Annotated in this window: 21 protein-coding genes; 7 read left to right on the plus strand and 14 right to left on the minus strand. The window is 59.7% G+C overall.

Translation table 11 applies throughout. The features are described from left to right. Positions 1-68: 68 nt before the first annotated feature. Positions 69-389: a transcriptional regulator gene (locus PMI01S_RS16950; protein ID WP_017339996.1), complete on the plus strand. Its 321-nt coding sequence runs from the start codon at positions 69-71 to the stop codon at positions 387-389. 70 nt (positions 390-459) lie between these two features. Beyond that, complete coding sequence (locus PMI01S_RS16955; RefSeq protein WP_084321131.1) at positions 460-1,350, plus strand: pseudouridine synthase; 891 nt, start codon at positions 460-462, stop codon at positions 1,348-1,350. Positions 1,351-1,419: 69 nt separating this feature from the next. Here the strand turns inward: PMI01S_RS16955 and PMI01S_RS16960 are convergent, their stop codons facing one another. Both PMI01S_RS16960 and mobA read right to left on the minus strand, forming a co-directional pair. Next, complete coding sequence (locus PMI01S_RS16960) at positions 1,420-1,641, minus strand: YgdI/YgdR family lipoprotein (protein WP_084321132.1); 222 nt, start codon at positions 1,639-1,641, stop codon at positions 1,420-1,422. Positions 1,642-1,718: 77 nt separating this feature from the next. Then, on the minus strand, positions 1,719-2,321 hold the full coding sequence (gene mobA, locus PMI01S_RS16965; protein ID WP_084321133.1) for a molybdenum cofactor guanylyltransferase MobA: 603 nt from the start codon (positions 2,319-2,321) through the stop codon (positions 1,719-1,721). A gap of 81 nt (positions 2,322-2,402) precedes the next feature. On the opposite strand from mobA, the gene moaB reads away from it, so the two are divergent. Both moaB and PMI01S_RS16975 read left to right on the plus strand, forming a co-directional pair. After that, positions 2,403-2,942, plus strand: a complete 540-nt coding sequence (moaB, locus tag PMI01S_RS16970; protein ID WP_084321134.1) for a molybdenum cofactor biosynthesis protein B — start codon at positions 2,403-2,405, stop codon at positions 2,940-2,942. A 22-nt stretch (positions 2,943-2,964) separates the two neighbouring features. After that, on the plus strand, positions 2,965-4,152 hold the full coding sequence (locus PMI01S_RS16975; protein WP_167362963.1) for a molybdopterin molybdotransferase MoeA: 1,188 nt from the start codon (positions 2,965-2,967) through the stop codon (positions 4,150-4,152). 66 nt (positions 4,153-4,218) lie between these two features. Here PMI01S_RS16975 and PMI01S_RS16980 read toward each other — a convergent pair whose 3' ends face one another. Continuing rightward, the gene (locus PMI01S_RS16980) at positions 4,219-4,524 is read right to left on the minus strand and encodes a hypothetical protein (RefSeq protein ID WP_084321136.1); all 306 of its coding nucleotides are present in this window, start codon (positions 4,522-4,524) and stop codon (positions 4,219-4,221) included. A 225-nt stretch (positions 4,525-4,749) separates the two neighbouring features. On the opposite strand from PMI01S_RS16980, the gene yegS reads away from it, so the two are divergent. Beyond that, positions 4,750-5,667, plus strand: coding sequence for a lipid kinase YegS (gene yegS / locus PMI01S_RS16985; RefSeq protein WP_084321137.1), 918 nt, complete (start codon positions 4,750-4,752; stop codon positions 5,665-5,667). Here yegS and PMI01S_RS16990 read toward each other — a convergent pair. The 3 genes from PMI01S_RS16990 to PMI01S_RS17000 form a co-directional block, all read right to left on the minus strand. Beyond that, positions 5,651-6,310, minus strand: a complete 660-nt coding sequence (locus PMI01S_RS16990) for a response regulator (protein WP_084321138.1) — start codon at positions 6,308-6,310, stop codon at positions 5,651-5,653. The genes yegS and PMI01S_RS16990 overlap by 17 nt on opposite strands. Continuing rightward, positions 6,307-7,200 carry a sensor histidine kinase gene (locus PMI01S_RS16995; RefSeq protein WP_084321139.1) on the minus strand — a complete coding sequence of 298 codons (894 nt, stop codon included), beginning with the start codon at positions 7,198-7,200 and terminating at the stop codon, positions 6,307-6,309. Before PMI01S_RS16995 ends, PMI01S_RS16990 begins: the two co-directional genes overlap by 4 nt. A gap of 340 nt (positions 7,201-7,540) precedes the next feature. Beyond that, complete coding sequence (locus PMI01S_RS17000; protein WP_084321140.1) at positions 7,541-8,008, minus strand: hypothetical protein; 468 nt, start codon at positions 8,006-8,008, stop codon at positions 7,541-7,543. Between the two features lie 462 nt (positions 8,009-8,470). On the opposite strand from PMI01S_RS17000, the gene PMI01S_RS17005 reads away from it, so the two are divergent. Then, a complete protein-coding gene (locus tag PMI01S_RS17005; protein ID WP_084321141.1) occupies positions 8,471-9,406 on the plus strand; it encodes a chemotaxis protein CheV in 936 nt (311 codons plus the stop codon). A gap of 204 nt (positions 9,407-9,610) precedes the next feature. After that, positions 9,611-10,417, plus strand: coding sequence for an MOSC domain-containing protein (locus tag PMI01S_RS17010; protein WP_084321142.1), 807 nt, complete (start codon positions 9,611-9,613; stop codon positions 10,415-10,417). A 72-nt stretch (positions 10,418-10,489) separates the two neighbouring features. Here the strand turns inward: PMI01S_RS17010 and ppnP are convergent, their stop codons facing one another. The 8 genes from ppnP to PMI01S_RS17050 form a co-directional block, all read right to left on the minus strand. Continuing rightward, positions 10,490-10,774, minus strand: a complete 285-nt coding sequence (ppnP, locus tag PMI01S_RS17015) for a pyrimidine/purine nucleoside phosphorylase (RefSeq protein WP_017339983.1) — start codon at positions 10,772-10,774, stop codon at positions 10,490-10,492. A gap of 69 nt (positions 10,775-10,843) precedes the next feature. Next, the gene (locus PMI01S_RS17020) at positions 10,844-11,386 is read right to left on the minus strand and encodes a 3'-5' exonuclease (protein WP_084321143.1); all 543 of its coding nucleotides are present in this window, start codon (positions 11,384-11,386) and stop codon (positions 10,844-10,846) included. A gap of 71 nt (positions 11,387-11,457) precedes the next feature. Continuing rightward, positions 11,458-13,419, minus strand: a complete 1,962-nt coding sequence (locus PMI01S_RS17025) for an acetyl/propionyl/methylcrotonyl-CoA carboxylase subunit alpha (protein WP_084321144.1) — start codon at positions 13,417-13,419, stop codon at positions 11,458-11,460. 138 nt (positions 13,420-13,557) lie between these two features. Further along, positions 13,558-14,355, minus strand: a complete 798-nt coding sequence (locus tag PMI01S_RS17030) for an enoyl-CoA hydratase/isomerase family protein (RefSeq protein ID WP_084321145.1) — start codon at positions 14,353-14,355, stop codon at positions 13,558-13,560. Then, positions 14,352-15,509: a citronellyl-CoA dehydrogenase gene (atuD, locus tag PMI01S_RS17035; RefSeq protein ID WP_084321146.1), complete on the minus strand. Its 1,158-nt coding sequence runs from the start codon at positions 15,507-15,509 to the stop codon at positions 14,352-14,354. Before atuD ends, PMI01S_RS17030 begins: the two co-directional genes overlap by 4 nt. Positions 15,510-15,533: 24 nt before the next feature. After that, positions 15,534-17,150 carry a geranyl-CoA carboxylase subunit beta gene (gene atuC, locus PMI01S_RS17040; protein ID WP_084321147.1) on the minus strand — a complete coding sequence of 539 codons (1,617 nt, stop codon included), beginning with the start codon at positions 17,148-17,150 and terminating at the stop codon, positions 15,534-15,536. 3 nt (positions 17,151-17,153) lie between these two features. Next, positions 17,154-18,023 (minus strand): SDR family oxidoreductase, encoded by an 870-nt coding sequence (locus tag PMI01S_RS17045; RefSeq protein WP_084321148.1) that lies wholly within the window; start codon positions 18,021-18,023, stop codon positions 17,154-17,156. 12 nt (positions 18,024-18,035) lie between these two features. After that, positions 18,036-19,826, minus strand: coding sequence for an acyclic terpene utilization AtuA family protein (locus tag PMI01S_RS17050; RefSeq protein WP_167362935.1), 1,791 nt, complete (start codon positions 19,824-19,826; stop codon positions 18,036-18,038). Positions 19,827-19,975 lie beyond the last annotated feature (149 nt).

Raw genomic sequence — 19,975 nt, forward strand, 5'->3', positions numbered from 1 at the left:
TTCAGAAGCCTGCCCTTGCAGTTTCCGTTAATCGGATAGGGGCAAGCCGGGCGTGAGAGGGGTGAGTCGTGGTCAATGTAGAACAATTGAAGAACAGCGTTAACCGGATGTCGGTGGACGTGGTGCGTGAAGCCGTCCTCGAGTTGCAACTGGATGGTCTGGTCACGGAAGGGAAAACCCCGTTCAACAAGCTGCATTTCAATACCTGTTTCGCCGAAATCGAGGCACTTTTCCAACGTGCGGGCTATCACCGGCAGCTGGATGTCGTGGGTTATCAGGGGTTGTTGTACGCACTTTATGATCCGGGGCGCTGGGAAGCGGTCGATGTGTTGCGCTGGCTCAAGGAGTTCACCGAAGCGGCGGCGCGCTCGCAGTCGATTCCGGCCTGAGGATTCTCTTCTAGGTTCGTTCCGGCCACTGCTGGATAATGCCGCCCTGTGTCGAGAGTCAGAGCTTCGTATGTCCACTTCATCTTTTTCTGCTGCGCACAACCAGGCCAGCACACTCTACTTGCCGCCAGGGCCGTGGCAGACCGTGCTCGATTGCCTGTGTGAACACTTTGGCGCCATCGGTCGTGAACAATGGCTGGACAGAATTGCTCGTGGCCGTGTGCTGGACGGGCATGGCGTGCCAATCGCCCTTGATCTTGCCTACAAGGAAGGTCTGCGGATTCACTATTTTCGGGAAGTGCCGGACGAAAAGCCGATCCCTGTGATCGAGTCGATTCTGTATGCGGATGAACATCTGGTGGTGGCAGACAAGCCGCACTTTCTGCCAGTGACGCCGGCGGGCGAATATGTAGAGCAGACATTGCTGCGGCGGTTGATTCGCCGACTCGATAACCCGCATCTGGTGCCTTTGCATCGCATCGACCGGCATACGGCGGGGCTGGTGCTGTTCTCTGCCAACCCTCAGAGCCGTTCCGTCTACCAGTCGTTGTTTCCCACGCGGCAGATCGATAAACGCTACGAAGCCATTGCCAAGGCATTGCCTGAAAGGGTCTTTCCCTTGGTTCACAAGAGTCGGCTCATCGATGGCGAGCCTTTCTTCCGCATGCAGGAAGGACCGGGTGTCAGCAATACCGAGACGGCTGTCGAAGTCAGGGAGAAGAACGGTGATCTCTGGCGCTACGGGCTTTACCCGGTGACGGGCAAGAAGCATCAGTTGCGGGTACACATGACGGCGCTGGGCGCCAGCATTTGCAATGACCCGTTCTATCCGCACGTGCTCAAGGATGTCGAAGACGACTATGCCAACCCGTTGAAGCTTCTGGCACAGGGGCTGCGATTTGTGGACCCGGTTACCGGTGAGCAAAGAGACTTCGAAAGCACCATCACCCTGCAATGGTGATGGTCGTTTTTCAGCCATGAAAAAGCCCGCGTAAAGCGGGCTTTTCTGTATCCGGTATCACCGCAAGGATTACAGCTCTTTGACGGTACGAACCTGATCCTTGTTGACGCGGGTTTTCTTGCCGTCCAATTGCTCGAACTCGTAGAAACCAGCGTCGTCGTCGTATTTTGGCGTGTCGACGGCCTGGATTTCGCGACCGTCATTCAATGTGATCACAGCAGGCGATGAGCAACCTGCAAGGGTCGCGAGGCCCAGTGCGAGCATGAAAGTGGCGAGGGTCCGTTGTGTCATGGGTGTGTCTCCGAATTGGAATTCTTTGGTTACTGAGCGTGAGACGTATACAACGCGTGCAAGTTCCGTGGCTAGTGTCAATCTGACACGTTGTTGTGGGCACTCAGCAACTCCGGGGTATTGAGGTTGGCCAGGCGGGGATCGTTGTCAGGGCATTGCAGGGCAATTGCGCCCAGTTTTCGCATGAGGCGGCCCGGGCTGCGTTCGCCTTCCTGCCAGGCCTTTTCGAACGCTTGGCTCAAGGCTACGGGGATGATGCAGAGCAAAGGTTCCCAGTGCTCCCCATGACGCAACATCGTGGGTTTGTCCGGGTGCTGGCTGGCCGATTCGCGCATGCTGTTGAGCAGCGCAGCATCGATGCGTGGTACATCGCACGGCAATACCATCAGATGCTCATGGCGAGCGGCCTTCAGGCCTGCACGAATACCGGCCAAGGGCCCCGGGAAGTCACCTTCATCGTCATGGACCAACTGGTCGGCGTAGGGCGCGTACTTTTCCAGGTTTCTGTTGCAGGAGATGATCAGGTCGTCGCTCAGCGGTCGGGTTTTGCGATGGAGATGCGCAATCAGTGGCTCACCCTGCCACTCGATCAATCCTTTGTCCTGACCACCCATACGTTGGCCGCGACCACCTGCCAGGAGCAGAATGGAGCAGGGCGACAACTGTGTATTCAAGGTCATGGCTGGTCTCCATGGGGGCGGCAAAAAAAAGGGGCGCTGTGATATAACACCGGGCTGTTTCTCCTACAACTGGACGAGCCTATGAAAGCCAAGGCTGATGTACCTTTCGCGCCGCTCAACATCGCGGTGCTGACGGTCAGCGATACCCGTACCCTGGAAACCGACACATCAGGCCAGCTCTTTGTTGACCGCTTGAGTGCTGCGGGCCATAACCTGGCCTTCCGGGTTCTGCTTAAAGATGACCTCTACAAAATTCGCGCGCAAGTTGCCAACTGGATTGCCGACGATGTCGTGCAGGTGGTCTTGATCACCGGTGGCACCGGTTTCACGGGGCGCGACAGCACCCCTGAAGCGGTGAGCTGCCTGCTGGACAAGCAGGTCGACGGCTTTGGTGAGCTGTTCCGCCAGATTTCGGTGGCGGATATTGGCACCTCCACTGTGCAATCCCGTGCGCTGGCCGGTCTCGCCAACGGCACGCTGGTGTGCTGTTTGCCGGGCTCCACCAACGCCGTGCGCACCGGGTGGGATGGCATTCTTGCCGAACAACTGGATTCCCGGCACCGCCCGTGCAATTTCGTCGCTCATCTGAAACAGGCGGCACCCTGTGAATCCCGCGGGTAAGCCAGGCAAGACAGGCAGCCTGATGGCCGTCGAGGTGGCACTGGCGCGCTTGCTGGACATGGCCGAAGCCACGCCGATTGCCGAGCGTGAACGCCTGCCGTTGGCGCAGGCTCAAGGTCGTGTGTTGGCTGCTGACCTGGTCTCGACCCTTGATTTGCCGCCGTGGCCCAACAGTGCGATGGACGGATACGCTCTGCGCATGGCCGACTGGACGGGGGAGCCGTTGTCCGTCAGCCAGAAGATTTTTGCAGGTGCCGCTCCGGAGCCTCTAAAGCCAGGCACCTGCGCGCGAATCTTCACTGGTGCGCCGGTGCCTGCGGGTGCCGACTGCGTCGAGATGCAGGAAAACGCCGAGGTCCTGACGGATGAGCGAGTGCGTTTTCTCGAGGTCCTCACGTCAGGGCAGAACATCCGTCCACAAGGTCAGGAAACCACCGTCGGTGAGTTGATTCTGCCTGCGGGCACACGCCTTGGACCGATCGAGCAGGGGCTCGCTGCATCACTGGGATGCGCCGAGCTGGAGGTGATTCGCAAGGTGCGCGTTGCGGTAATCTCCACCGGCGATGAACTGGTTGAACCGGGTCAGGCACTGGGGCCAGGCCAGATCTACAACAGCAACCGAGTGTTGCTCTGCAGCTGGTTGCAGCGCTTGGGCTGTGAAGTGATCGACGCCGGTATTCTTCCGGATAACCTTGAGACGACTCGTGCTCGCCTCGGCGAGTTGAAGGATGTCGACTTGATACTGTCGACCGGTGGCGTATCGGTAGGTGAAGCCGATTTTCTGGGCATTGCCCTGCGGGAAGAGGGGGAGCTCACGTTGTGGAAACTCGCGATCAAACCGGGCAAGCCGCTGACGTTCGGGCATTTTCGCGGGGTTCCGGTGATCGGGTTACCCGGTAATCCGGCGTCGACGCTGGTGACCTTTGCCTTGTTGGCGAGACCTTATCTCTTGCGCCGTCAGGGGGTAAAAGATGTCGAACCCTTGAAGGTGCAGGTGCCTGCAGGGTTTGTCTGGCCCAAGGCCGGCAATCGACGCGAGTATTTGCGAGGACGTCTGGAGAACGGCCGGGCAATCATTTACAAGAATCAGAGTTCGGGTGTGCTGCGTAGCGCCGCGTGGGCCGATGGTCTGGTCGAAGTGGGGGAAGATCGCACATTGGTGGAAGGTGACAGCGTCGGCTTCATCCCGCTGAGTGAAGTCCTGGGCTGACCCCTGCCGCACACCTGTCACACAAACCCGGTTCATTGAACCGGGTTTTGCATTCCTGGCGTCTTCCTATCGAGCGAGAAGTGCCACCAACTGGTCGAAACGGCTGTTGGCGATCCACCCCAGAAGCCCCAGAACCACAGCTGTTCCGCCGGCGGAGTAGGCGAGCCTGTGTTTGATGGACTTGACGTCACCCCGGACTTCTTCCATGTCTCTGCGGATATATTTGAGGTGTGTTTCCAGTTCAGCGACACGAGGTTCCATTTCAACTTCTCCATTGGGTTTTGCGCATTTGAATTCGACTTGATAGCTGGCCCGCCTGTCTGCGAGCGGAGTGACCGAAGTCACCGGCAACCTGATGTCAAGGTTTTGCATGATACGTCCCTGTAGTTCCTGCTGATGACGGATAAACGTACCGCCAAGTTGTACTAATCGGCGTTGGGGGTCAATTGAGCCGATTCCTCACGTTTTGTAAGAAAAAATCCCGCCTTGTAGGACCTCAATACCGCTCGGCTTGAAATAATTCATTTTTTTGCGACTTTTATGGGGTGCAACGGGGTCACATTTCCCATACGGGATTCAATCATGGGAGTGACCACAATGGGCGAACGCAAGGCACTGTTGATTCTGCACGGCAAGCAGGCGCTCAACGAGGAAGTCCGGGCTGCCGTCGAAGAACGGCGCGCACAAGGGTGGGAGTTGGCTGTCCGACTGACCTGGGAGGCCGGCGACGCACAGCGGTTGGTAGACGAAGCGTTGGCGGCAGGCCACACGCAGATCATCGCCGGCGGTGGTGACGGGACGTTGCGCGATATTGCCGAGGCCATGGCCGCGCATTCGACGCAGGCCAGTCTGGTGCTGATGCCATTGGGAACCGCCAACGATTTCGCCCGCGCCGCGGGTGTACCTCTGGAACCCGCTCAGGCCTTGAATCTTCTGGACGCTGAACCGCATGCCATCGATTTGGGCGAGGTCGGTGGACAGGTGTTCCTGAACATGGCCACGGGCGGCTTCGGTAGCCAGGTGACGGCGAACACCTCGGAAGACTTGAAAAAAGTACTGGGCGGCGCGGCTTATCTGTTCACCGGTTTATCACGCTTCAGTGAATTGCATGCGGCTTATGGTGAGCTGCATGGCCCGGACTTTCAGTGGAGTGGCGAGCTTCTGGCATTGGGCATCGGCAATGGACGCCAGGCGGGCGGTGGTCATGTGCTGTGCCCGCACGCACTGGCAGACGACGGTCTGCTGGATATCAGCATTCTGCCTGCGCCGCAGGAAGTGGTGGGTACGTTGAAAAGCTTGCTTACCGATGGTTTCGGCATCGACAACATGTTTGTGCGCGCTCGCTTGCCATGGGTCGAGATCAAGGTCTCGGAAGGCCTCTACATCAACCTTGATGGCGAACCGCTGGAAGGTGAAAGCCTGCGCTTCTCGGCGCGCCCGGCGGCACTGCGGGTGCATTTGCCCGAGCATTCGCCGTTGCTGAGTATTCCTGCAGCGATCAATCGTCCAGGCTGATGATTTGCTCACGCACTGCGAACAGGACCAGGCCTGCCACATCGTAGATCTGCAAGCGCTTCATGATTTGCGAGCGATGGGTTTCAACCGTCTTGATGCTCAGGCCCAGGCCGTTGGCGATCTCCCGGGTGGATTTTCCGCGAACGATCAGTCGCAGGATTTCCAGCTGGCGCGCCGTCAGGTTGTGCGAGTCGGCGGGTTCCGGCTGGTGCTTCTGGTTTCGGGTCAGCGCCTGGTTGATGACGGTATGGGCAATGGCCGGGCTCAGGTAGCGCTCGTTGTTACGCAGGGCGTCCAGCGCATGTTCGAGTTCGGTGGCCGTTGTGTCTTTGAGCAGGTAGCCGTGGGCACCGGATTCCAGTGCCTGCATGATGAGCGCCGGGTCGGTGTGCATCGACAGGATCAACACTTTGCTTTGCGGGCGTACTCGCTTGAGTCGCTGCAAGGCTTCAAGGCCTCCGGTTTCCTTCATGGAAATATCCAGCAGCACGATGTCCGGGGACAGTCGCTCGACCATCTCGAGCAGCTGCGAACCGTCATTGGCCTCACCGATTACCGCGTAACCGGGAATATCCAGTACCAGAGCACGCACGCCAGCTCTGATCAGCGAGTGGTCATCCACCAAAAGTAAGTTACAAGTCAATGCATAACCTTATTCGTACTGGCCCGTTCCAGCGCACGTGGCGCCCACGGGAAGAGAGCTTCGATTTGAGTACCTTTGCCCGGCTCGCTGGTCACGCTCAGGGTGCCGCCCAACTGGTCGATCCGTTCCGACATCCCGGCCATTCCACGTTGTCCCTCACGGCCGGGATCCGTCGCCGGCGCGAAACCCTGGCCGTCATCGCTGATCAACAGCGTCAGGCCTTGAGGCTGGCGTTGCAGGCGAACCAACAGATTTTTCGCTTCGGCATGACGCAATATATTGGTCACCGCTTCCTGGGTGATTCGAAAGGCGGCGACGGCCATTTCTTCCGGTATGCCGGTCAATCGTGAGTGGCACTCCAGGCTCCAGTGCACCTGCGTATTAGCCAGCGTCTTGAGCAAATGCGCACGCAGACTGGCTTCCAGCCCAAGGCTGGTCAGCTGCCTGGGATTGAGAATGGCCGATACATCACGAACTTTTGTCAGGGTTTCTTCCAGCGTGTCACAGAGCGTCGCGCATTGATCTTGCAGCTCTTCGGGCATTCGGCGTTTGAGCCATTCACTTTGAAGTTTCGCCGCAGTCAGTAACTGGCCGATATCGTCATGCAGTTCCCGACTGAGCCGGTGACGTTCGTTTTCCTGAACCTTCAATAATCGGTCGGCCAGCTCTTGTGGTTCGAACTTTATAGATTTACGCGAGAGGCAATACTGCACCAGGACGCAAGCCAGCGCCGCAATATTGAGCAGCAGCAGACTGAGTGGCAGGCGTATGGACAGGCTATAGATCGCCAGACTGCCGAGCGCCGAGCAGGTACACAGCAACAGCGTGAACCGGCGCGCGTTTTCTCGGGAGGGTGGCCACGTGGTGATTGACTTGAGGCTGGCGTACATAGCGGATGGAGCCAATGGATGTTCGCTGCGGGCAGACCGGTCATGTTGACTGACGGGTCTCTGTCTGAGTCACTCTGCCATTAATTGACGTCAACTAATGGGCGGCATAATACCACTTAAGAAACCGTTGGTCGCGTTTGGTATATATGTCCGTACAGTCAGGAAATTATGGATTTGGACGTTAGTTCCACAATGGAAAATGTTTGGCGGCAGGAGAGGGGTATTTGTATTGAGCTGTCGTTGACAGATATGAAGTATTCAATTGCGACATGAGCGTGCTCAAGTTAAAGAGTGGCTTCATGGCAATAACAATACGAGCTATCGCGTAGTTATCAGAAAATTAAGCCTGTTGTTCCGAAAAAGAAACGAGCCTGAACGGTTTTGAGTGGGCGGGTGGCTGAAACTGGCTTTGTCCGACCTGAAAGGCAAAGGCCTCGATCAGCGATGTCTGTTCGCTGTCATCCAGGCTGAGCTGGCCGGTGTTTTGATCGATCAGTTCGAGCTGCCACGCCATCAATGTGAAACAGTCTTTCAGCGCGCTCAATGCCTGATCATGCAGGTCTACGTGATTCTGGGCATGATTCAGCAGGCCGTGAATGTGCAGCGAAAACTCCGAAACCGCGACCAAAGCCAGGGCGTCAGCCTTGTTGGCCAGTTTGAGGAGGGTGCTCATCATGCAGTCGATGGCGTCCTTGTCATTGCTGATCAGTTGCAGATGGCTCAGGCATTCCTCGGATTTGGCCAGGAGCGTTTCAGCCTCGACCAGAAACACCGGGAGTCGCTGGGCCCACTCTTTATGGTTCGGCATGCTTATCTCCACAACGTCATGTCAAATGAGGGAATGTCGTGTGTGTCGGCCAGGACCATCAGGGCCCCGACGTTGCAGTGCCGTTGTGAGATCGCGCTCCGGCCGGCGCGGATGCAGGCAGGGGAATTCGAGAGGGTGGATGGCCACTGACCTGCGATCACACACAAAAGCCTGACTCCGTTCATGCAATGAGAATGGCGTCACATTAATGGCTATTGGATATTGCGAATATCAGGTTGGGCCTGATTGTTACTAGGGGAATCCCTTACACAGGGGAACCTAACGTGCGAACTGTTGTCGCGCCGCAGGGAGTGAAGCAGATGAATTGAGGTGTCCAGTAAAGCATGATGTTAATGTGACATCAATGCCTGCGCGTGGCATTTTGTATGGGGGTCAAGGTCCGGCAAAAACAGCCGATAACCTTCTTTAGTGAATTCATCCGAACAAGCTCAGGAGTCATTGATGGCCGGCATTCTCGACACGGTAGACCAACGCACGCAACTGGTGGGTGAGAATCGCCTGGAAATTCTCATGTTCCGCTTGGCTGGGCGGCAATTGTTCGCGATCAACGTTTTCAAGGTGCAGGAAGTGTTGCAGCTGCCGAAGCTGACCCTGATGCCCCAGCGCCATCCGTTTGTCTGCGGTGTAGTCAACCTGCGTGGTCAGACGCTCCCGGTGATTGACCTGTCTCAGGCCATCGGCATGCGTCCGCTGGTGCCAAGCCCGACCAGTACGATCATCGTCACCGAATACAACCGCTCGGTGCAGGCGTTCCTGGTGGGTGGCGTGGACCGCATCGTCAACATGAACTGGGAAGCTATTCTGCCGCCCCCGACCAGCGCCGGCCGCCAGCATTACCTGACTGCCATCAGCAAGGTCGATGATCAGCTGGTGGAAATCATTGACGTCGAAAAAGTCCTCGCCGAAATCGTCCCGTACAACGCCAAGGTGTCCCGCGACAAGCTCGACGATCCGGTCCTGGAGCGCGCCCGTGGCCGCGAAGTGCTGTTGGTGGACGACTCCAACGTGGCGCTCTCGCAATTGCGCGACACCCTCGGCCAGTTGGGCGTGAAGATGCACATCGCCAGCGACGGCTTGAAAGCGCTGAACATGCTCAAGGGCTGGGCCGATACCGGCGTGAACATGACCGACAAGCTGCTGATGGTCTTCACCGACGCAGAAATGCCGGAAATGGACGGCTATCGCCTGACCACCGAGATCCGTAACGATCCGCGTCTGCGTGGTCTTTACGTTGTGCTGCACACGTCGCTGTCCGGCAGCTTCAACGACTCGATGGTGAAGAAGGTCGGTTGCGACAACTTCCTCTCCAAATTCCAGCCGGACAAACTGGTCGACGTGGTGCGCCAGCGCCTGATGCTCGACGAAGTGCCTGCCTGATAACGATTCAAAGGCTAGCCACGGTCAAACTGTGGGAGCGGGCTTGCTCGCGAAGGCGGTTTACAGTCAACATTTATGTCGACTGTTCCACCGCTTTCGCGAGCAAGTTCGCTCCCACTAGGTGTGCATTATTCAATTCTCAATCTTTGATTCGGCGATCAAGCTCATATAGGGTGGCGTTTTTTGCCCACTAGGGAGCTGGACATGCTGCGTCTGAGCGCGCTTTATCGTTTTCCGTTGAAATCCGGCATGGGCGAGTCCCTGCAACAGGTTAGCCTCGACAAACTGGGGCTGGATGGGGATCGACGCTGGATGCTGGTGGACGAGGCCAGCGGGCGCTTCCTGACCCAGCGTGCGGTGGCGCAGATGAGTCAGTTGTCGGCATTGTGGAATTCCGACGGTGGCTTGACCCTCTGCGCTCCGGGCCGTTCGCCGATCGATATCGCCTTGCCCGACAGTGACGCTGAGCTGCGTGGCGTGACCATCTGGCGCGACACCTTGCGCGTCCCCGATGCCGGTGACGAGGCGGGTGCCTGGGTAAGCCAATTCATCGGCAAGCCGACTCGCCTGGTGCAAGTACCGCTGGATCGCGCGCGTACCACTCAGGCGGGCTATGGCAAGGATGATGACCAGGTCGCGTTCGCCGATGGCTTCCCGTTGTTGCTGATCGGGCAGGCATCTCTGGAAGATCTTTCGCAACGCGTCGGGCGCCCGTTGGAAATGCTGCGCTTTCGGCCGAATCTGGTCATCGAGGGCAGTGAGGCGTACGCCGAGGATGGCTGGAAGCGTATCCGCATCGGCGATGTCGAGTTCCGCGTGGTCAAGCCGTGTTCACGTTGCATTCTGACTACCATCGATCCGCAAACCGGTTTGCGCAGCGATGACCGTGAACCGCTCGCAACCTTGCAGAAGTACCGTGCTCAGGAAGACGGCGCGATGTTCGGCCAGAATCTGGTCAACGATGGCAATGGCCAACTCGAAGTCGGCATGCCGGTCACGGTGCTGGAATAAACGACCCTGAATGAAAAATGCCCGTGTCCAAGAACACGGGCATTTTTTTTTACGCTGTGAAAACCCGGGGTTTTAGCCGCGGTATTCGCACAGGTAAGCGGTATCGACGGCCACTTTCAGCTGGAACTTGCTGTTGGCTGGCACGTTGAACTGGCTGCCGGCTTCGAAGGTTTCCCAGTCGGTGCTGTCCGGCAGTTTGACGGTCAGGGCGCCGGTTACCACGTGCATGATTTCACGCTGGCTGGTGCCGAATTCGTACTCGCCCGGAGCCATGACGCCGATGGTCGCCGGACCTTCAGCGGTGCCAAAGGCGATCGACTTGACGGTGCCGTCGAAGTACTCGTTGACTTTAAACATGGGCGATTCCTCGAAAAGGGCTAAAAAGGGCCGGCCAGTATGCACAAGGCCTTTGGCGCCGTCACCTCTCTAGAGGGGCAGAATCAGTGGTAACAGACGCGCTGTATTGCGCGCATCCTCCAGCGCCCGGTGCTGCTGGCCGGTGAACTGCATGCCCGCCAGCTGCAGCGCACCGTTGAGCCCCAGCGGGCGTTCCAGGCGTCGGGCCTTGGCAAAGCGCTGTTTGAGGTTCATGTGCGGCACGCGGCTCAGTTCGCTGTCGAGTTGCAGCTTCTGCCATTCCTGCAGCAGTTGCTTGCGATCGTAATCGCCCCAGCTGGCCCAGCCTTCAAGGCGTGAATGATGTTGGCCGAGCCAGCGTTCGAAGGCTGGCCAGACCTCGGTCAGCGGCTGTGCGCTGTCGATATTGGCCTGGGTGATGCGGGTCAGCTCGCGGCAAAACGGCGTGAGCAGGGGCCGGCGCAACGGGCGCACGAAACGCTGGAAATGATCCAGCTCCCGACCCTGGCGGTCCACCAGCGTGGCACCGATTTCGATGATTTCCATTTCTGTAACCGGCCAACCCCCTTCATCGGTGGTGGCTTCCAGATCAATGACCAGCCAGTGAGGCATTGCAGGGTTCCTGGTATCCGCGTCCTGATAGGGCTTGAGCGTAGCCAAACCCGGCGGATCCGCCTAGCGGCTTATTCGACCTCCAACAAAATCTGACGATTTTTCACCTGGTCGCCGACCCTGACCTGCAAACGTTTGAGCACGCCGTCGATGCCTGATTTCAACGGATGTTCCATTTTCATGGCTTCCAGCACCACCAGCAGCTGGCCTTTGCTGACCGTGCTGCCTTCAGTGACCAGCACATCGACGATGGCGCCGTCCATTGGCGCCTTGAGTGTGCCGGAGCTGGCGCTGGCCGCGCTGCTGACCAGCGCCTGTGTGCAATCCATCAGCCGCAGACTTCCGGGACGGGTGAAGAGCCAGAGTTCCCCGGCGTCGAGACGGTAGGCATGACGCCGGCGGATACCATCGATCTCCAGGCTGGCCCAGCGTCCGTCGCACTGGATGATGCTCAGTTCGAACGCCTGTCCGGCGGCTTCAACCCGGTACGGTTCGCCCGGCACCGCGTTCAATTGCACCGGCCAGTCCTGATCCTCCAGGCCGATGCGATAGTGCAGTGGCACACTGGCGTTATTGCGCCAACCGGCCAGCACGGCGGGATGAGCCTGGGCAGAAGCCTGATAGAACAGCGCAGCAGCAATCGCCAGTTCTTCGGCGTCGGGTACATAAGGATGCAGGCAGGGATGGTCGGCAAAATACGTCGGAATGAACCCGGTGCTGAACTCGCCACTGATGAATCGCGGATGTTCGAGCAGGCTGGCAAGCAGACGCTGATTACTGGCGAGGCCCAGCAAGACGCTGTCCTGCACCGCCCGCAGCAACTTGCGCCGGGCTTCTTCACGGGTGGCACCATGGGCGATGATCTTGCCCAGCAACGGGTCGTAGAACGGGCTGACCTGCTGCCCCTCGATCAGGCCATGATCGATCCGTGCGCCGCCCTGAGATGCCGGTTCCCAAGCCGCGATCCGCCCGGTTTGAGGCAGAAACGTTTGGGTCGGGTCTTCGGCGTACAAGCGCACTTCCATGGCATGGCCGCTGAGTTGCACCTGCTCCTGGCGCAACGGCAACGGCAGACCTTCGGCGACGTGCAGTTGCCAGGCCACCAGATCGAGGCCTGTGATCAGTTCTGTTACCGGGTGTTCCACTTGCAGCCGGGTGTTCATTTCCAGAAAGTAAAACTGTCCGCGTGCATCCAGCAGGAATTCCACGGTGCCAGCGCCGACGTAGTTCACCGCGCGAGCGGCCTTTAATGCTGCTTCGCCCATGGCCTGACGCAATTCGGCGGTCATGACGGGGCAGGGCGCTTCCTCGATGACTTTCTGGTGGCGACGCTGGATCGAGCAGTCGCGTTCGCCGAGGTAGATCAAGTTGCCCTGTTGGTCGCCGAACAGTTGAACCTCAACGTGGCGCGGGTCGATCAACGCTTGTTCGAGGATCAGCTCATCGCTGCCAAACCCATGCAATGCCTCGGAGCGTGCGGTGCGGATCTGCGCCAGCAACTCACTGGCCTCGTGCACCAGACGCATGCCCCGTCCGCCACCGCCGGCACTGGCCTTGATCATCAGCGGAAAACCGATGCGTTCGGCTTCGCGGCTCAGGGTCGCATCGTCCTGCTCGGCGCCTTGATAGCCTTTGATGCACGGCACGCCGGCGTCGAGCATGGCGAGTTTCGACAGGCGCTTGCTGCCCATCAGTTCGATGGCTTCAGGGCTGGGGCCGATAAAGGTCAAGCCGGCGTCTCGGCAGGCGCGGGCGAACCCGGCGTTTTCCGAGAGGAAACCATAGCCGGGGTGGATCGCGTCGGCGCCGGTGCGGCGGGCGGCATCGAGGATGGCCGGGATGTTCAGATAGGATTGCTGCACCGGGGCCGGGCCGATGTTGATGGCTTCGTCGGCGATCTGTACGTGCAGCGCGTCGGCATCTGCGTCGCTGAACACGGCGACGGTGCGGTAGCCAAGGGCCTGGGCGGTGCGCTGGATGCGGCAGGCGATTTCACCGCGGTTGGCGATCAGGATTTTTTTTAGGGCGGGCATCAGGGTCTTCGCTCAAGTTGTTCGGTGAAAGTGATGGCCTCATCGCGGGCAAGCCCGCTCCCACAATGGATCTCGGGTGTGTCCAGAAATGAATGACCGCTGGAGATCCCTGTGGGAGCGGGCTTGCCCGCGATGCTTTTAGGAGGCCCACCCCGGTTTACGCTTCTGCACGAAAGCCATGGTCCCTTCGACCCCTTCAGCCCCGGTCACCGCCTCACTGAACCAATCAGCCGCTTCATCCAGCAACGCGTCCGAAGGCTGCCCGGCACTCGCCAGCAACAGTTTTTTGGTCGTCGCATTCGCCCCCGGCGCGCAGCACAACACATGGGCCAGGACTTCATCGAGACGCTCGGCCAGCGCTTGCGCGTCATGCTCGACAAAGTGCACCAGCCCCATGCGCCGGGCGTGGGTGCCATCAAATCGCGATGCAGTCAGTGCCAACCGTCGAGCCTGGGTCAAACCGATGCGCTGAACCACAAACGGCGCGATCTGCGCGGGCAGCAAGCCGAGGCTGGTTTCCGGCAGACCGAATTGCGCCTGGTGGTCCGCCAGGGCGACATCGCTGACGCACGCAAGCCCCAATCCACCGCCGAGCACCGCGCCTTGCAGCACCGTGATTACCACTTGCGGCGCGTGCTGTACTTCCTGCAACAGTGCGCCAAACGCCCGATTCAAATCACGGTACGACGACGGTCCCTGGGCTCGGGCATTGGCCATGTCCTTGATGTCACCCCCGGCGCAGAAGTGCCCGCCGGCACCGCCGATCACCAGGGCCCGAATCTCACGGTCATCGCGCACTGCAGACAGCACCGAACGCAACTCGGCGACCATCTGCAAGCTCATGGCATTGCGGCTTTCCGGTCGGTTGAGGGTGATGTGCAGCACGCCGTTATGCGGTTCGAGCAACAACGTCTGGCAAACCGGGAGGGTGCTCATTTCCTTTTCCCCGGCAGGATGCCCATGAGTTTGCAGATGATCCCCAGCATGATTTCGTCGGCGCCGCCGCCAATCGATACCAGCCGCACGTCGCGGTAGGCGCGGGCTACCGGGTTGTCCCACATGAAGCCCATGCCGCCCCAGTATTGCAGGCAGCTGTCGCTGACTTCGCGGCCCAGTCGCCCGGCCTTGAGTTTGGCCATCGACGCCAGGCGGGTGACGTCCTGACCTTTGATGTATTGCTCGGTAGCCTGATAGACCAGCGCCCGCAGGCATTCGACTTCGGTCTGCAGCTCGGCGAGGCGGAAGTGGATAACCTGATTGTCGATCAGTGCATTGCCGAAGGTTTTGCGTTCCTTGCAGTACTCGATGGTGCTGTCGATGCAGTATTCCAGGCCCTTGATCATGTTCGCGGCACCGAACAGGCGTTCCTCCTGGAATTGCAGCATCTGCATCATGAACCCCGCACCTTCATGACCGATACGATTGCGCTGAGGTACGCGCACGTTGTCGAAAAACACCTGGGCGGTTTCCGAACTGCGCATGCCGAGTTTGTCGAGGTGCGAACTGAGGCTGATACCGGGGGTGTTCATCGGCACCATGATCAGCGACTTGTTGATGTGCGGCTTGTCGTCCGAGGTGTTGGCCAGCAGGCAGATGAAATCGGCGCTCGGCGAGTTGGTGATCCACATCTTGCTGCCGTTGATCACGTAGTCGTCGCCGTCCTTGCGGGCGGTGGTTTTCAAGCCGGCCACGTCGGAACCGGCACCGACTTCCGACACGCCGATGCAACCGACCTGTTCGCCGGTAATCGCCGGCCGCAGGAATTCTTCACGCAATTCATCGGAGCCGAAGCGTGCCAGCGCTGGCGTGCACATGTCGGTTTGCACGCCGATGGACATCGGGATCCCGCCGCAATGAATGGTGCCGAACTCTTCGGCGGCGACGATCGAATAGCTGTAGTCGAGCCCCATGCCGCCGAATTTTTCCGGTTTGGAAATCCCCAGCAAGCCGAGCTCACCCGCCTTGCGAAAGAGATCGTGGATTGGAAAACGCCCGGCCTTTTCCCACTCCTCGACGTGCGGGTTGATCTCGTGCTCGACGAATTGGCGAACGGTGCGGCGCAGTGCTTCGTGTTCCTGGGTGAAGATCATTTTTATTGTTCTCCTCTGGCCGGTTCAGAACCGGGCCACGCCAAAACTGTTGGTTTGCAGCGGCCGCATGTCCGCCTCATGACAGATGTCCAGCACGTAACCGAGCAACGTCCGGGTATCCCGGGGATCAATCAAACCGTCGTCCCATAGATTGGCGCTGCCATACAGCGCGGTGGACTGGCTGTCGAGTTTCTGCGCGGTGACCTGCTCCAGCATGTCGAGCATTTTCGGGTCAGGTACCAGACCGTCCTTGAGCTGTTTGGCTTCGGTGACGATCCGCAGGACCTTGCCGGCCTGGGCACCGCCCATCACCGCCGTGCGGCTGTTGGGCCAGGCGAAAATGAAGCGCGGGTCGAGGCCGCGGCCGCACATCGCATAGTTGCCGGCGCCATAGGAGCCACCGACGACGATCGTCAGTTTCGGCACCCGGGCGTTGGCCACCGCCTGGATCATTTTGGCGCCGTGCTTGATCACGCCTTGTTGTTCGGATTCGGTGCCGACCATGAACCCGGTGGTGTTGTGGAAGAACAGCAACGGCGTCCGGCTCTGATCGCACAGCTGAATGAACTGCGCAGCCTTGCTCGCGCCTTTGGGCGTGATCGGGCCGTTGTTGCCGATGAACCCGCAGGCGCGACCCTGAATCTGCAGATGACCGCAGACGGTCTGTTGATCGAACTCACCCTTGAATTCGAGGAAGTTCGAACCGTCGGCGATTCGCGCGATGATTTCGCGCACGTCATAGGGTTTTTTCGGGTCATCGGGAATCAGCCCGAGCAGTTCGTCGATGGGGTAGAGCGGTTCCTGATAGTGACGTTCGGGGACCCACTGCAACTGATCATTCCACGACAACAAGCTGACAATCTCCCGCACCTGACGCACGCCATCGGCATCGTTCTCGGCCAGGTATTCAGCGGTGCCGGCGGTTTGCGCGTGCATCTCGGCACCGCCCAGTTCCTCATCGGTGGCGACCTCGCCGGTGGCCGCCTTGAGAAGGGGCGGGCCGGCGAGAAACAGCTTGGCTTTGCCGCGCACCACCACCACGTAATCCGACAACCCCGGCTGATACGCGCCGCCTGCCGTGGCCGAGCCGTGAACCACAGTGATCTGTGGCAACCCCATGGCTGACATCCGCGCCTGATTGGCAAAGCTGCGCGCGCCTTCGACGAAAATCTCTGCTGCGTAATTGAGGTTGGCGCCACCGCTTTCAGCGAGGGTGATCACCGGCAGTTTGTTTTCCATGGCGATCTGTTGCAGGCGCAGGGATTTCTTCAAACCGCTGGGGGAGATGGTTCCGCCCTTGATCGCGCTGTTGTTCGCCACCACCAAGGCACGAACGCCGGATACGTAGCCGATCCCGGCGATCAAGCCGCCGCCCGCCGAGCTGCCGTCCTTGTCGTCATGCAATTTGTAACCGGCCAGGCTTGCCAGTTCGAGGAACGGCGCACCGGGGTCGAGCAACAGGTTGAGACGTTCACGGGGCAGCAATTGCCCGCGCTTGTCGAACTTGGGCTTGGCTTCGGCCGCTTTGTCCAGCAGGTTTTGTTCGAGCTGACGGACCTGCTCGATACCGGCCAGCATCGCTGTGCGGTTCCGGGCGAACTGTTCGCTGAACGGGTCGACTTGCGACTCAATGACCGGCATGAGTTATTCCTTGTCCTTGAGCACGTCCGGTAAGTACGCGCGGTGGAAACCGTTGTACGACTCACTGTTGGTCGCCTTGTGGATCGGCCACGCCCGGCCGCCAAGGCTGGCGGCGCCGTCGATGCGCAAGGTGCTGCCACTGATGAACGCCGCTGCCGGGCTGAGCAGGAACACGATCGCGGCACTGACTTCCGATTCGGTGCCGATGCGTTTCAGCGGCACGTGTTCGCGCAAGGTCGGAATCACCGCCTTGAACGCGCCTTCATAAGTGTCCATGCCGCTTGAGGCGATCCAGCCCGGCGCCACCGCGTTGACCCGCACACCGGCGTAACCCCATTCGAACGCAGCGGTCTTGGTCAGGTTGTCCATGCCCGAACGCGCTGCGCCCGAATGGCCCATGCCGGGCATGCCGCCCCACATGTCGGCGAGCATGTTGACGATGGCGCCGCCGTGTTGGCTCATGGATTGATTGAACACTTCCCGGGCCATCAGGAAACCGCCCACCAAATTGGTGCGCACCACGGTTTCGAAACCCTTCTGATTGATCGAAGCCAGCGGCGAAGGGAATTGGCCGCCGGCATTGTTGACCAGTCCATGAATCGGACCGTGCTTGCGGATCAGTTCGCTGACCAGATGCTTGACCGCTTCTTCGTCGCGAATATCGCAGGTCTGCCAATCGGCCTTGCCGCCATCCTCGACAATTTCGGCGGTCACGGATTTGAGTTTGTCGGCATTGCGCCCGATCAACAGCACATGGGCACCGAGCGCCGCCAGTTCATGTGCGGTGCAGCGGCCGATGCCACTGCCGCCACCGGTGACGATGATGTTTTGGCCGGCAAACAGATCAGCTTTGAAAATCGAATCGTAGGCCACGGCGGCAGTCCTCTAGTTGACCTGGTCGGCGATGCGCTGAGGCACCGGAATCTGGATGTCCAGCAGTTGTTGGGCGAAGGCTTTGCCTTGCGGGTCGATCCGCAGGCTGGCCACGCCGCCCCCGCCCAGGGCGTTCTCCAGCAGAAAATTAAGGCTGTGGGTCGCGGGCAGATACCAGCGCTCGACGCGCCCGTGAACCGGGTCGAGTACGTGGCTCATCCAGTCGACGACCACTGCCGGGGTCAAGGCTTCGGCAATCCACGGCAGGTACTCTGGCTCGCGCGCCATGACGCCGATGTTGCTGTGATTGCCCTTGTCACCCGAGCGAGCGACCGCAAGCTTGATCAGCGCCACGCTGGCATCGGCGCGACCGGTGGGTTTCGGTGGTTCGAACGGCACCGGCAGGTCCGCGGTGGCGAGCGCGTCGAGGGCGGGCAGGGGGCACGGGTGACGCTGACCGTTGATATCAATGTCCAGCGTGCAGGCCGTTTTGTCGATGAGGAACGAAAACAGCCGGATCAGCGGATACACCGTCGGCCGGCCGCCGACGATCCCGGTCAGCCCCGGCGCCATGCCGGTGGCGGCCTGGGCAATTTCCCGGGAGAACACGATCAAGGCCTGTTTACCGGGGTGGCGCACGGCGAGTTTGATCACCACTTCGCGACTGTCCTGTCGCTGGCCATGGGGGCCGTAGGTCGCCTCGCTGCCAAGGAGTTCGATGTTCACTTCGCTGTAGGGCGCCCAGCCGCGCTGACTGAAGATTTCCGAGGTCTTGTTGATGATCGCTTCGCTGACTCGTCGCGCCTTGTCCACGGCATCGATTCCGGCGATCAGGCAACTGGCGGTACAGCGGAAACCGTCCGGATATGTCGCGCTGACTTTGTACTGATCGGTCGGCGGCAAGCCTTTTGCGCCGTGCACCTGAACCGCGTTCCTGCCTTGTTGCTGAAGTTTGACCTGAGAGAAATCGCAAACCACGTCGGGCAAGAGATAAGCCTGCGGGTTGCCGATTTCATAGAGCATTTGTTCGCCGACGGTGAGGGGCGTAACGAGGCCACCGGAGCCTTCGGGTTTGCTGACGATAAACTGGCTGTCGGCGCTGACTTCGACGATGGGGAAACCGATGTGTTCGTAGTCGGGCACGTCGCGCCAATCGGTGAAGTTGCCGCCGGTGCACTGGGCGCCGCATTCGATGATGTGCCCGGCAAGGGCGGCCTGAGCGAGTTTGTCGTAGTCGTGCCAGGACCAGCCGAATTCATGCACCAGCGCAGCGCTGACCACGGCGCTGTCGACCACGCGCCCGGTAATGACGATGTCCGCGCCCAGGCGCAAGGCTTCGACAATGCCCGGCGCGCCGAGGTAGGCGTTGGTGGAAACGCACATCGGCGGCAAGGGTGCGCCGCTGAACATTTCGTGGAGGCCGCGGCTGCTCAGCTGTTTGAACTGCGGTTGCAGATCATCACCCAGCAGCACCGCGATCTTCAGCGACACGCCAGCCTTGTCGCAGGCCGCTTGCAGCGCAGCGGCGCAGGCGTGTGGATTGACACCCCCGGCGTTGCTGATGACGCGGATTTTCTGTTCGGCAAGTGACGCCAGCAGAGGGCTGAGGACTTCGATGAAGTCACTGGCGTACCCGGCCTGTGGGTCTTTCATCCGCGCACCGGCCATGATCGACATCGTGATCTCGGCCAGATAATCGAACACCAGATAGTCCAGGCGCCCGCCTTCCACCAGTTGCGCGGCGGCGGTCGAGGTGTCGCCCCAGAAGGCACTGGCGCAACCGATGCGAATGGTTTCAGGCACAACGCTCTCCATAGCCACCTCCAACAGAAGTACAACGAGACTACCAAGCAAGCGCTTGGTTTGTAAACGGCTGAAATATCTTCGACCCGAGCGCTTGCTTGGTTGCCATTGTCAGCTTAAATTGCCCGCGCAACCCCGCAGTTTCAGCG

The sequence above is a fragment of the Pseudomonas migulae NBRC 103157 genome, assembly GCF_002091715.1.
Lineage (GTDB): Bacteria > Pseudomonadota > Gammaproteobacteria > Pseudomonadales > Pseudomonadaceae > Aquipseudomonas > Aquipseudomonas migulae_A.